The 12414-nt window shown below is 70.5% G+C and carries 12 protein-coding genes; 7 read left to right on the top strand and 5 right to left on the bottom strand.

Features of this window, described 5'->3' with window-relative positions; translation table 11 throughout:
- Nucleotides 1-47: 47 nt before the first annotated feature.
- Both JKJ07_RS35285 and JKJ07_RS35290 read right to left on the bottom strand, forming a co-directional pair.
- Nucleotides 48-617, bottom strand: coding sequence for a TetR/AcrR family transcriptional regulator (locus JKJ07_RS35285; RefSeq protein WP_202996285.1), 570 nt, complete (start codon nucleotides 615-617; stop codon nucleotides 48-50).
- Between the two features lie 37 nt (nucleotides 618-654).
- Entirely contained in the window at nucleotides 655-993 is a 339-nt protein-coding gene (locus JKJ07_RS35290) for an ArsR/SmtB family transcription factor (RefSeq protein ID WP_202996286.1), read from the bottom strand.
- Nucleotides 994-1237: 244 nt separating this feature from the next.
- Between JKJ07_RS35290 and JKJ07_RS35295 the strand changes: the two genes are divergently transcribed.
- The 3 genes from JKJ07_RS35295 (at nucleotide 1238) to JKJ07_RS35305 (ending at nucleotide 3674) form a co-directional block, all read left to right on the top strand.
- Nucleotides 1238-1609: a hypothetical protein gene (locus tag JKJ07_RS35295; RefSeq protein ID WP_202996287.1), complete on the top strand. Its 372-nt coding sequence runs from the start codon at nucleotides 1238-1240 to the stop codon at nucleotides 1607-1609.
- Between the two features lie 106 nt (nucleotides 1610-1715).
- Nucleotides 1716-3347: a fatty acyl-AMP ligase gene (locus JKJ07_RS35300; RefSeq protein ID WP_202996288.1), complete on the top strand. Its 1632-nt coding sequence runs from the start codon at nucleotides 1716-1718 to the stop codon at nucleotides 3345-3347.
- 111 nt (nucleotides 3348-3458) lie between these two features.
- Entirely contained in the window at nucleotides 3459-3674 is a 216-nt protein-coding gene (locus JKJ07_RS35305) for a DUF397 domain-containing protein (RefSeq protein WP_202996289.1), read from the top strand.
- Nucleotides 3675-3727: 53 nt separating this feature from the next.
- Here the strand turns inward: JKJ07_RS35305 and JKJ07_RS35310 are convergent, their stop codons facing one another.
- On the bottom strand, nucleotides 3728-4471 hold the full coding sequence (locus JKJ07_RS35310; protein ID WP_202996290.1) for a class I SAM-dependent methyltransferase: 744 nt from the start codon (nucleotides 4469-4471) through the stop codon (nucleotides 3728-3730).
- 212 nt (nucleotides 4472-4683) lie between these two features.
- On the opposite strand from JKJ07_RS35310, the gene larE reads away from it, so the two are divergent.
- The 4 genes from larE (at nucleotide 4684) to JKJ07_RS35330 (ending at nucleotide 9196) form a co-directional block, all read left to right on the top strand.
- Nucleotides 4684-5541: an ATP-dependent sacrificial sulfur transferase LarE gene (gene larE / locus JKJ07_RS35315; RefSeq protein ID WP_307834566.1), complete on the top strand. Its 858-nt coding sequence runs from the start codon at nucleotides 4684-4686 to the stop codon at nucleotides 5539-5541.
- A 382-nt stretch (nucleotides 5542-5923) separates the two neighbouring features.
- Nucleotides 5924-7096 (top strand): nickel pincer cofactor biosynthesis protein LarB, encoded by a 1173-nt coding sequence (larB, locus tag JKJ07_RS50435; RefSeq protein WP_236030402.1) that lies wholly within the window; start codon nucleotides 5924-5926, stop codon nucleotides 7094-7096.
- A complete protein-coding gene (larC, locus tag JKJ07_RS35325) occupies nucleotides 7093-8346 on the top strand; it encodes a nickel pincer cofactor biosynthesis protein LarC (RefSeq protein ID WP_307834567.1) in 1254 nt (417 codons plus the stop codon). Before larB ends, larC begins: the two co-directional genes overlap by 4 nt.
- A 10-nt stretch (nucleotides 8347-8356) precedes the next feature.
- Nucleotides 8357-9196: an alpha/beta fold hydrolase gene (locus tag JKJ07_RS35330; protein ID WP_202996292.1), complete on the top strand. Its 840-nt coding sequence runs from the start codon at nucleotides 8357-8359 to the stop codon at nucleotides 9194-9196.
- A gap of 491 nt (nucleotides 9197-9687) precedes the next feature.
- Here JKJ07_RS35330 and JKJ07_RS50440 read toward each other — a convergent pair whose 3' ends face one another.
- A complete protein-coding gene (locus JKJ07_RS50440; protein WP_307834568.1) occupies nucleotides 9688-10947 on the bottom strand; it encodes a mannitol dehydrogenase family protein in 1260 nt (419 codons plus the stop codon).
- Nucleotides 10944-12341: a glucuronate isomerase gene (gene uxaC, locus JKJ07_RS35340; RefSeq protein ID WP_202996293.1), complete on the bottom strand. Its 1398-nt coding sequence runs from the start codon at nucleotides 12339-12341 to the stop codon at nucleotides 10944-10946. Before uxaC ends, JKJ07_RS50440 begins: the two co-directional genes overlap by 4 nt.
- Between the last annotated feature and the right edge of the window lie 73 nt (nucleotides 12342-12414).

Genomic DNA, 12414 nt, shown 5'->3' on the forward strand with positions numbered 1-12414 from the left:
ATGGTTGAGTTGGACCGTAGGCCGCCGACGCACGCCAAGTCAACCATCTAGTTGGTTTTAAAGGCCCGGCACACCGCGTCGACCGCCGTGATCAACGCCTGCCGATGGGCCTCGCGCCGGGCCCGCGCGGCGCCGCCCGAGGCGGAGCGCAGGGAAACGGGCATGGTCGCCCACGTCATGCTCATGGCGATCACGAGCTCCAGCACGTCGGTGGCCAGGGCCTCGTCGGGCAGGCCGAGCGCGTCGCGGACGGCGCGGGCCTTGTCGAGGTGCGACTCGATCTCGCCGGGCGTAGCGTCGCCCCGCTCCAGACGGATCCACTGGGTCAGCCGCAGCACGCCGGGCGCGTCACCCAACGCGTCGAACAGCGCGGCCGCATAGCCGACCAGGTCGTCCGGATCGAACGGCGCCTTGTCGGCCAGCACGCTCAGGCGGGCCGCGAGCACCGCGTCGTACAGGGCGTCCTTGGAGCCGAAGTAGCCGTAGATCGCCTGCTTGTTGGCCTTGGCCGCGGCGGCGATGCGGTCGACCCGGGCGCCGGCCAGGCCCCGCTCGACGAACTCGTCGAAAGCGGCGTCGATCAAGCGCGCCCGCGTCGCGGCGGAGTCATAACCCATGGTCCGAGCGTAGGCAACCAACTGGATGGTTGACAATTCAGCCGGCGGGCGGGTGCGCGTTCAACTCGGCCAGCAGCCCGTCGCGGTCGGCGAGCACCGCACCCAGGATCCGTCGCCCCGCGGCCAGCAGCTCCGCCACATCCGGCGTGCTCAGCGCATACATGACCAGCCCGCCGTCGCGAAACGACACCACCACCCCCGTACGGCGGAGCACGGCCAGCTGCTGCGACAAGTTGGACGGCTCGACGTCGATCTCGGAGAGCAGTTCCCGTACGGGCCGGGGCCCGGCCTGCAGCAGTTCCAGCACCCTGATCCGTACGGGGTGGCCCAGCGTGCGGAACATCTCGGCCTTCGCCTGGTAGAGCGGCACTGACATCGGACGTCTCCCCCACCTGAATGCGTGCCGGCAATCGTACGGAATTGACTTGGCGGCCCCACGGAGGCCCGGCCACGATTTTCCGAAATTGGCGACCTGCCGAATTGCAGAAGTCTTCAATTCGGGTCCCATACAAAATAATCTTGATGCCCCCGTACGCCGTGACGACGGACTCGCTGTCCGATCGACATCCGCCGCTGCGGGCCATGCTGGGGTCCAGGCCGACGAAAGGAGCACACGGGGCATGGCCGAGATGGACGTGGCACTCAAGGACGCGCTGGAGGTCGACGGGGCGATCGCGGTCGCGATCGTCGACTGGACCAGCGGCATGGCACTCGGGACGGCGGGCGGCGGATTCGGGTTCGACGTCTCGGTCGCGGCGGCCGCGAATACGGAAGTGTTGCGCGCGAAACTGCGTACGCTGGAAATGCTCGGAATGCGGGACACCGTCGAGGACATTCTCCTCACGCTGGACTCGCAATATCACCTGCTGCGCCCGGTCACGTCGCCGGACGGCCGCGGCCTTTTCGTCTATCTCGCGCTGCACCGGGATCGCGCCAATCTGGCCATGGCCCGGCATCGCCTGCGCCTCATCGAGCAGCAGTTGGAGATCTGAGGAACCATCGACGGAACGCGATCTTGAGGGCGGCCGCGTAGCGTGAGGACCGGATCCACAGCCGTCGTGACGGCCCGGTCTCGAGCCGTCCAGCTTGGGAGGTCGCGTGAGTCGTTTCGTGGAGGGCGTGGTCGCGACCGCGGCCCGGGCCCGCACCGGCATGGTGACCGGCGAGCCCGGCGAGGCGGTCCGGCGCACCTGGTCCGAGCTGCACGCTCAGGCGCGCCGCGTCGCGGGTGGACTGATCGCGAACGGTCTGCGGCCGGGCCAGGCGGTGGCGGTGCTGGCGGGGATGCCGGCCGACATCGCGCCGGTCGCCCAGGGCGTCTGGCTGGCCGGCGGCAGCATGACGATGCTGCACCAGCCCACGCCGCGCACCGACCTGACCGTCTGGCGCGACGACACCCTGCGCGTCCTGCGCATGATCGACGCTCAGCTGGTGGTCGTCGGCGCGCCCTTCGAGCAGATGGCGCCGATCCTGGATGCGTACGGGATCAGGCACTTCGCCCCGGACGAGCTGGCCGGTGGGGAGGAGGTCGCGCCGGTCGACGCCGATGAGGACAGCCCCGCGCTGCTCCAGCTGACCAGCGGCTCGACGGCCGAGCCGAAGGCCGTCCGCATCACGCACCGCAACCTGTTCGCCAACCTGACCGACTCGAGCAACCACCTGAGCTGCGGCGAGGACGGCGTCATGGTGTCGTGGCTGCCGATGTTCCACGACATGGGCATGATCGGCTGCCTGGCGCTGCCCATGCTGAGCGGCCTGGAGCTGGTCAGCGTCACGCCAGCCGATTTCCTGGGCCGGCCGCTGCTGTGGGCCGAGCTGATGAGCAGATACGGCGGGACGATCACCACCGCGCCCAATTTCGCGTGGGCGGTGCTCACCCGGCAGCTGGCCCGGGTCGAACCGGGCGCCCTCGACCTGTCCACTCTGCGCGTCGCGTGCAACGGCGCCGAGCCGATCGATCCGGCCACGATGCGGGCGTTCGTCACCGCCGCGTCCCGGTTCGGCTTCGATCCCGGCGCCGTGAACTGCTGTTACGGCGCCGCCGAGAGCACGCTGGTGATCTCACTGTCCGAGGTGTCCGACCCGATGACGCTCGACCGGGTCGACCCGGTCGCGCTCGAACGGGACAATCTGGCCAAACCGGGCCCGCGCGAGATCCCCATGCTGGGCCGCCCTTTCCCGAGCGTCGAGGTGCGGGTGGTCGACGACGACGGCAAGCCTCTCGGCGAGCGGCAGGTCGGCCGCCTGCAGCTGCGCGGGGAGTCGGTCACCGACGGTTACATCACGCCCGGCGGGTTCGAGCCGGCCCGCGACGCGGAGGGCTGGCTCGACATCGGCGACGAGGGCTACGTGGCCGACGGTCAGATCGTGGTGTGCGGGCGGCGCAAAGACGTGATCATCATGGGTGGCCGCAACATCTATCCGACCGACATCGAGCGCGTGGCCGCGACAGTTCCCGGCGTACGCGAGGGCAACGTCGCCGCCGTGCGCCTGCTCGCCGGGGACGGGGTCGCGCGCGAGACGTTCGCGGTGCTGGCCGAGTCCCGCCAGGCCGGCGACGCGCAGGACGCGGGCCGGATCGCCAAGGAGGTCACCGCCCGGGTGGTCGCGGAGATCGACGCCCGCCCGGCGTCGGTGCGCATCCTGCCGCCCGGATCGCTGCCCAAGACGCCCTCCGGCAAGCTGCGCCGGGCGGCCGCGCGGGCCCTTCTGGGAAATACAAGTGATTGACTGCGATTAATTGACAGTCGGTTACCGGACAGTCGCTGGACATAGCGCCACTCCGTTTACTCCATACGATGGGCTGGGGCGAACCGATCCGATCCCTGGAGGTGGAGAGTCATGCGGCGGCTTGATTTCCGATCGGCCCACTGGCGCAAGTCGAGGAGCAGCTCCGAGACGAACTGTGTCGAGGTGGCCCTGGTCGACGGGGTCATCGGGGTGCGCGACTCGAAGAACCCGGGCGGGCCCGTGCTGGCGTTCACCCGGTCGGAGTGGACAGCCTTCCTGAGCGGCGTCCGGGGCAACGAGTTCGAGCTCGAGGAACTGGCACGCTAGGCCCTTTTCACAGCAATCACCGCGGAATCGTCCACTCCGGTTGGTGAATGGCGTCAGGCGAGGCCGGTGAAAAGCCAGGCCGCGCGGCGCAGGACGATCCGATCACGGCCGTTCAGGTCGTCGAGCAGGCGCGTGCGAAACTCGGCCCGCCGCTCGGCCGGCAGGTCGTCGAGAAACTTGCGCGACCCGTGCGTCTGGAACCACCGCCACAAGGTCTCGGCGTCGGGAACAGTCAGCTCGACGCGCAGATCGGTCTCGGCGACACCGGTGAAACCGGCCGCGGCCAGGGTCGCCGACTCGTCGAACGCCACGCCCATGCTGCCGGCCGGTGGCAGATAGGCGGAGAACTCGGCGAACAGCTCGTTGGCGCGGTCCGTCATCGCGAACCCGTCCGGGTTGGGGCCAGGCACCGTGAAGGCGAACAGCCCGCCCGGTTTGAGCACCCGGCGCGCTTCGCGCACGGCGGACGCCGGGTCGTCGAGGATGTGAATGACCAGCCCGGCCGTGACGACGTCGAACGTGCCGTCGGGGAAGCGCAGGTCGGCGGCGTCCATGAGGTGGGCGTCGAGGGTTGCGGCGAGCCGATCGACCATGCCGGGCGCGGCGTCGGTGGCGGTCACCGTGTAGCCGCGGTCACGGGCGGCGTGGGCGACCGCTCCCCGGCCGGCGCCGACGTCGAGCAGACGGGCTCCCGGGGCCGGGAGTGGCAGGCGGTCGGCCGTCTGCCGGCCGAACTCGCGGAAGAACGGCAGCACCTCGTCGTACGATCCGGCGAGCCGGTCAAAGAGCTCAATCACGTCGGATGACATGGGTGTGAAGCTTGTCGGCTCGCTTCCACGCCCGCCAGCGAATTACGGCCTCGCGTTCGTGTCCGGCTTTGTTCGTCGTCCTGTGGTCGGCAGCGCCGGCGCGGGAGCGTCGGTAAAGTCCACAGGGCGTCGGTGATGTCACAGCCGCAACAAATGGCAACAGCTTGCCAGTGACCGGGATGGGCAGCGTGAATGACAGCGTGACAACTCCGGATCCACCCGACGTCGCACGGGCGCTGGCTCACGTGGCGGAGCAGCTGCGCGGGATCGGGCGGCTCGGCGTGGCCTTCTCGGGCGGGGTGGACTCCTCGGTGCTGCTGGCGCTGGCCGCCCGCACACTCGGACCCGATCGAGTGCTGGCGGTCCTCGGTGTGTCGCCGAGCCTGGCCGCCGACGAGCGAACCGCCGCCCACACGGTGGCCCGGCATATCGGCGTCCCGGTGGTCGAGGTCGAAACGCGCGAAGGTGAGCGCGACGCCTATCGCGCGAACGGCCCCGACCGCTGCTTCCACTGCAAGGACGAACTGTTCACGCGCATCGACGCGGCCGTCAGCGCCCAACATGCGCTCGACGCCGTCGCGTACGGGGAGAACGCCGACGACGTACGCCGCCACGACCGCCCCGGCGCGAAGGCGGCCGCGGCGCATCGCGTGCTGACCCCGCTCGCCGACGCGGGTCTCGACAAGGCCGCCGTACGCCGAATTGCCCGCGCATTCGACCTGCCGTGCGCCGACAAGCCCGCCGCACCCTGCCTGGCCTCGCGAATCCCCCACTTCGAGATCGTCAGTCCCCGCAAACTGAGCGAGGTTGAACGCGCCGAGGCGGCCCTGCGCCGACTGGGTTTCAACGACCTCCGCGTACGCCACCACGGCGACATCGCCCGGATCGAACTGCCCGCCGACGATCTCGTTCGGGCAGTGCAGGAACCGATGCGCCGCCAAATAACGCAGGCCGTGACCGACGCAGGCTTCCGCTTCGTCACCCTCGACCTGTCCGGCATCCAGTCAGGCGCATTCACCGGCGCCTACACAAGCAGCAACGCGCCCGACCAACCATGACCCCACCCAGCCGGCATCCCACCGGACGCATTCCCTGGCGCCCTCACCAGCAACAATGCACCCGACCAGCCGCGACTCAACCCGGCCGGCATCCCACCAGGCCCCCACACCCGCGCCCTCCCGAGCAACGACACGTCCGAACAGACATGGCCCCACCGAGCCGAAGTTTCATCGGGCGCACACGCCGACGCCTACATGAGCAACGATGCGCCCGAACAGACATGGCCCCACCCAGCCGAAGTTTCATCGGGCGCTCACACCGGCGCCTACATGAGCAACGATGCGCCCGAACAGACATAACTCGACCTGGTCGGCATCCCATCGGGCGCACACACCGGCGCAGTCGCGAGCGGCAGTGTGCACGAACGGACATGATGCGAGCATGACCGGAACACATGCGGAGGGCACGCCGGTGAGCGACGATCTGGCTTCCTATGCGGACCTGGATCTGGACCGGACCCGACGTCGTGGCTACCCCGAGGCCGTGTACTGCGCGGGCAAGACCGCCGACCAGGTCGCGGGCATCGCCGCCGCCCTGCGCGACCGATCGGACTGCACGACGTTATTCACTCGCGCGGCACCCGAACACGCTCGCGCAATCCAGGCGACCCTGCCCGGCGTCTTCCATGACCCGCTGGCCGGCCTGCTCGCCTGGCCGCCCCGCCCGCCCGAGCCGACCGGCGAGCGCGTAGTCGTCGTGGCCGCGGGCACGTCCGACCTGCCCGTCGCGCGCGAGGCCGCACTGACCGCCCAATATCTCGGCCGCACCACGGACCTGATCGTCGACGTCGGCGTGGCCGGCCTGCACCGCATCCTCGGCCACGTCGACCGGCTGCGCCAGGCTCGCGCAGTCGTGGTCGTCGCCGGCATGGACGGCGCCCTCCCCGGCGTAGTGGCCGGACTGATCTCGGCACCGGTGGTCGCAGTGCCGACCTCGGTCGGTTACGGCGCCGCGTTCGAAGGCCTGGCGCCCCTCCTGACCATGCTCAACGCCTGCGCCCCCGGCGTGGCCGTGGTCAACATCGACAACGGCTACGGCGCCGGCCACTTGGCCGCCCAGATCGCCGCCCCACCGACCACCACCAGCCCGGACACACCCGTCACGGTCGCCGAGACCTCCAGGCTCGAAGCGGCCACCTATAACCAAACGTCCACCACTGATCCACAAACAGCCGCCGACCACGCAGCCGACGCCAGTGCCGTAGCCACAGCCGGCACCGCAGCCACAAACGATGCCGGCACCGACCCCAATGACGATGCCGGGCCCGGTGCCGGTGCCAACGCCGCAGCCGGTGCCAACGCCGCAGCCACTGTCGGCACCGCAACCAAAAACGGTGCCGGTGCCGACCTCAATGACGATGCCGGGCCCGGTGCCAACGCCGCAGCCGGTGCCAACGCCACAGTTGATGCCGGTGCCGCAGCTGGTGCCGCAGTCACAGCCGGTGCCAGGCCCACGGCCGGTGCCGGTGGCGGTGCTGCAGAAGTTGTCGGCGCTGCGGGCGCTGAGCCGGTCGGCTTGGGTGCTCGGGCCGACAGGGGGCCGGGTCAAGCGTGAAGCGGCACGCGTGGGTCGACGCTTCGGCCGGGATTGCCGGGGACATGTTGCTGGGTGCGTTGCTCGATGCCGGCGCTTCGCTCACGGTCGTGCAGAACGCGGTGGATGCCGTCTCGGGCGGGACCGTCCGGGTGCGCCAGCGTGAGGTGACCCGCGGCGGGCTGCATGCGCTCAAGGCCGAGGTGGAGCCGCTCGTCGACGATCCGCCCCATCGCACCTGGGCCGATGTGCGCGACATGCTCGAACGCGCAGGATCGGACACTTCGACGGCCACCGCGGTGTTCCGCTGCCTGGCCGAGGCCGAGGGGCGGGTGCACGGCACGAAGCCCGACGATGTCCACTTCCACGAGGTCGGCGCGCTCGATGCGATCGCGGACGTCGTCGGTTGTTGCGCGGCCCTGGCCGACTTGGGTGTCGCCACGGTCTCGGCCGGTCCGGTGGCGCTCGGTTCGGGCACGGTCCGCACGCGGCACGGCCGGCTGCCGGTGCCCGCACCCGCGGTGGCCGAGCTGGCCAAGGGCTGGCAGGTGTCCGCGGGCGGCGACGGCGAACTGGCCACGCCGACCGGGCTGGCGTTGCTGCGCAGGCTGGCCCGCGCGTGCGAGCCGTTGCCGCCGATGACCCTGGAGGCGATCGGCGTCGGCGCGGGCACCCGCGACCCGGCCGGGCACGCCAACGTCGTCCGTGTGCTGATCGGCACCACCGCGGCTCAAGCGCCGGCTCCGGTGGTCAAACGAGCAGAAACGTCCACCCCGAGCGAGCCGGACGACCGGGCGGTGCTGCTCGAGGCGAACGTCGACGACCTCGACCCACGCCTGTGGCCGGGCATCCTGAACAGCCTGCTCCGCACCGGCGCCAGCGACGCGTGGCTGGTGCCGATCGTGATGAAGAAGGGCCGTCCCGCGCACACGTTGAGCGTTTTGTGCACGCCCGCGTTGGCCGACACGTTGCGCGATCAGATCTTCCGCGACACCAGCACGCTCGGGGTGCGGCACAGCCCCCGCGGCAAGGTGGCGCTGGAACGAGCGTTCGCCGACGTGACCGTGGACGACACGCGCATCCCGGTCAAGGTCGCGCATCGGGGCGGCACGGTCGTTCAGGTCATGCCCGAGTTCGACGATGTGGCCGCCCTGGCCCGCCGGCAGCAACGGCCGGAACGGCTCGTGCTGCAGGAGGCTCTGGCCGCCGCGGGCGGTGCGGGCCTGATCGTGGGGTCGGCCCTGCCGGAGAACCTGCGGCCCGCGCAGTAGGATCCCGACCATGAACAGCACCGTGCGGGCCGCGGACGGCCACACCATCGGCTACGAGGTCCGCCGGCCCGCGGAGGGCACCGAGCAGGGCAGCACGGTGGTATTCCTGCCCGCGCTGGGAGTGCCGCTGTCGTACTACTCGCGGCTGTTCGACGTCTGGACCGGGGCCGGGCGCAGCGTCGTCGGGGTCGAGCACCGTGGCCAGCCGATGAGCCCGATCGCCGGGATCCGCCGCGGCCGGTTCGGCTACAGCGACATCATCCGGGCCGACCTGCCGGCCGTCTTCGCGCTGCCCGAGGTGCGCGGATCCGAGCGTACGATCCTGATCGGTCACAGCATGGGCGGCGCGCTCGCACTGCTGTCGACGGCCGCGGGCACGGTCGAGCCCGACGCCGTGGTCACCATCGCGACCGGCACGAGCTGGTGCAGCGCCGAGTTCGGGACGCGTCGCCGCGTGCAGCGTTACGCGGGCATCCGCGTCGTGCGGACGGTAACGCGCACTCTCGGCTACTGGCCCGGCCACCGCCTCGGTTTCGGCGGTCGCCAGCCCAGCACAGTGATGCGCGACTGGGCGTACGAGGCCAGCCACGGCCGCTTCCGCTTGCACGGCGACACGTTCGACTACGAATCGGCGCTCTCCGAGCTCAAGACCCCACGCCTGATGCTCGACATCGAAGGCGACGACCTGATCAACCCGCGCGCAGTAGCGCTTCTGGCCAAACGAGCAGCCCGCGCCGACCGCATGCAGATCCGCTCAGCCGACGGCATCCGCGTCAACCACTTCACCTGGGCCCGCCGCATGCCCGCCGAGGTAACCACCCCGATCGACAACTGGCTGGCCACGCTCTAACTCCCACAGCACCGGAAAACTGGCTAGCCACGCTGACTCCCGCGGCCCTTCGGATTCCGCGCAACCGCGCGAAGTTGAGCGCATCTGCGCACGGTCGCTCAACTTGAAACACAGCCGGGCGAAGTTAAGCGCCACTGCGCACGGCCGCTCAACTCATGCGCAGCCGGCCGAAGTTAAGCGCATCTGCGTAGTGGCGCTCAACTGATGCGCAGCCAGGCGAGGTTCAGCGCCACTGCGCAGGGTCGCTCAACTCATGCGCAGCCGCGCGAGGCTGAGCACCACTGCGCACGGCCGCTCAACTCATGCGCAGCCGGGCAAGGTGAGCGCCACCGCGCACGGCCGCTCAACTCATGCGCAGCCGGGCAAGGTGAGCGCCACCGCGCACGGCCGCTCAACCTACACGCAGGCGCGCGGGTTGGCGGGTTCCTGGGTCGTTGCGCGAGGGGTGAGCGAGTTTGTGAAAAGGCAGGCCCAGATGGGCAGGACGAGGCCTATCTGTGCAGGGCGGACTCGACGGCTTTAAGTAGCTCGTCGTCGGTGGACAGGTCGGGGGCGAGGAGGGACACGACGTCGCGTGCGGAATGTGCGCGGTCGATGAAAGGCTGCGCGCCCGCGTCGGACACTGGAGCGCCAGAACCGCGCAAGTGGTCGATCCAGGCGGCCAGAACCCGTACGGCCCCCGTGGGGAGGCGGCCGGCCGAGCGCTCGCCGCGCAAAACGGGCAGCACGCGGATCGGGATCTTCTGGGAGCCGTCGGAGGCGATCTGCGCGAGCGTGTGGCGGATGCGCGGATTGGCGAAACGCTCAAGAAGCGCCACTCGATACGCACTCAGCTCATCGTCCGGCAGCGGCACGTGCCGGCATGCCTCGTCCCACCATTCGTCGAGCCAGCCACGGCAGACCGGGTCGGCCACGGCGGCCGCCACCGTCTCGTGGCCGAGCGCGCTGCCGGCGTACGCGAGCAGGGAATGACCCCCGTTGAGCAGCAAGAGCTTGCGCGTCTCGTGCGGCACGACGTCGTCGACGAACCGGGCGCCGGCCCGCTCCCAGGCCGGGCGCCCGGCCGGGAAGTCGCCGCTGAGCACCCACTCCGTGAACGGCTCGGTCACCACCGGCGCCGCGTCGGCCCACCCGCCGGCGGCCGCCACGTCGCGTACGTCGGAAGGGGTGGTCTTGGGGGTGATGCGGTCGACCATCGTGGTCACGAAGGAGACGTTGGCGGTGATCCACTCGTCGAGGGCGGGGTCGAGGCGCGCGGCCAGGTCGTGCACCACGCGCGCGGTGACCTCGCCGTTGCCGGGCAGGTTGTCGCAGGACACGACGGCCAGCGGGCCCGAACCGGCCAACCGGCGCGCGGCCAGCCCGTTGACCAGCCGGTCGGCCACCACCCCGGACGGCGCGTAGGCGGCCTCGGTCATGGTGAGCGTGACGATCGCCGTCGACTGCGCGGAGATGAGCGTTCGCCACGTCGCGGCGTCGCTTCCCGGATGCGCGGACACGAGCGATTCCTGCACCTGCAGCTCGTCCGACGACGGCCCGCGCACAACGAGCGTGTAGCGACAATCCTGCGCACTCAAAGCGTCCGCCAGCGCGGCCGAGCGGCCGGTGAACGCCGCGATCCCCCAGCCGTCGGAGCCGGAGTCAGTGTCAGAGTCGGCGCCGGAGTCAGCGGCGGCGCCGGTGTACCAGGCCTGGTGGGCGCGGAAGAACCCGCCGAGCCCGAGGTGCACGATGCGGATCGGCGGCCTCACAGCTTGAACACCTCCCGGGGCTGGGTGACGACGAGCGCGGTGAGCGTTTCGAGCGCCTCGTCCTCCGCCAGCCGGTGCGTGGCGACCAGTTCGGCCAGGAAGCCCGCGTCGAGGCGGCGGGACATGTCGTGCCGCGCGGGAATCGAGCAGAACGCGCGCGTGTCGTCGATGAACCCGGACATCCGGCTGAACCCGGCGATCTCGGTGACCGCCCGCTGGTACTGCCGGATCTCGCTCGGGTTGTCGAGGAACCACCACGGCGCCCCCGCGTAGACGGCGGGGTAGAAGCCGGCCAGGGGCGCGATCTCGCGGCTGTAGACGTCCGGGTCGACGGTGAACAGCACGAGGTGCAGGTTCGGGTGCGTGCCGAAACGCTCGAGCAGCGGCTGCAACGCGGCCGTCAGTTCCACCTGTACGGGGATGTCGTGCCCGGTGTCCGGCCCGAAGTCGGCCAGCGTGGCCGGGTGGTGGTTGCGCCACACGCCGGGGTGCAGGGTCATGACGAGGCCGTCGTCGCACGACATGCGGGCCATCTCGAACGTCATGTGCCGGCGGAAGGCGGTCGCCTCGGCCGGCGTGATCGTGCCGTCGACCGCGGACCGATAGATGCGCTCAGCTTCGCTCAGGTCGAGCGGCTCGGTTCCGGCGTCGAAGTGCCCGTGATCGGCCGACACCGCGCCGAGCGAGATGAAGTAGCGCCGGCGCTCCTCCAGGGCCGCGATGTAGCCGCCGTAGCTGCCGACGTCGCCGGGCAGTTCCTTGATCAGCTCGGGCCAGCCGGGACGGCCCAGCTCGAGGTAGCGGTCGGGCCGGAACGTCGGTGCGATGCGCGTCCGCACGCTGTCGTCCTCGCGCAGGGCCCGGTGGGCCGCGAGGTCGTCGGCCGGGTCGTCGGTGGTCGCCAGGAAGTCGATGTTGAACCGGGAGAGCAGCGCGCGCGGGCGATGGCTGTCCTGGCCGAGCTGAGCGGCGATGGCGTCGTACAGGCGGTCGGCATTGCCGGAGCTGGGCCGCTCGGTCACGCCGAACACCTCGCTCAGCGACGACTCGAACCAGAAGCGCACGGGCGTGCCGCGCAGCAGGTGCCAGTGGGAGCAGAACAACCGCCAGGCCTCGCGCGACCGCTCCGAGGAGAGCGGCCCCTCCCCCACGCCGAGCGCCGTCAGCGGCACCCCGCCCGAGTGCAGCAGCCGCGTCACATAGTGGTCGGGCTGGATGAACAGCGAGGCCGGGTCGGCGAACGGCTCGTCGTCGAGGATCAGCCGCGGGTCGACGTGCCCGTGCGGGCTGATGATGGGCAGGCCCTTCACCTGCTCGTAGAGAGCGCGGGCGATCGAGCGGACCCCCGGTTCGGCGGGCAGCAGCCGATCGGGGTGCAACGTCAGGGCAGCCATGCGCCCGAGCCTGTGCGCAGACATTCACCCCAGGCAATCAGTTGCCAATTGTTGCCTGCACGTCGCGGCAACA

The sequence above is a fragment of the Paractinoplanes lichenicola genome, from assembly GCF_016785085.1.
Taxonomy (GTDB): Bacteria; Actinomycetota; Actinomycetes; order Mycobacteriales; family Micromonosporaceae; genus Actinoplanes; species Actinoplanes lichenicola.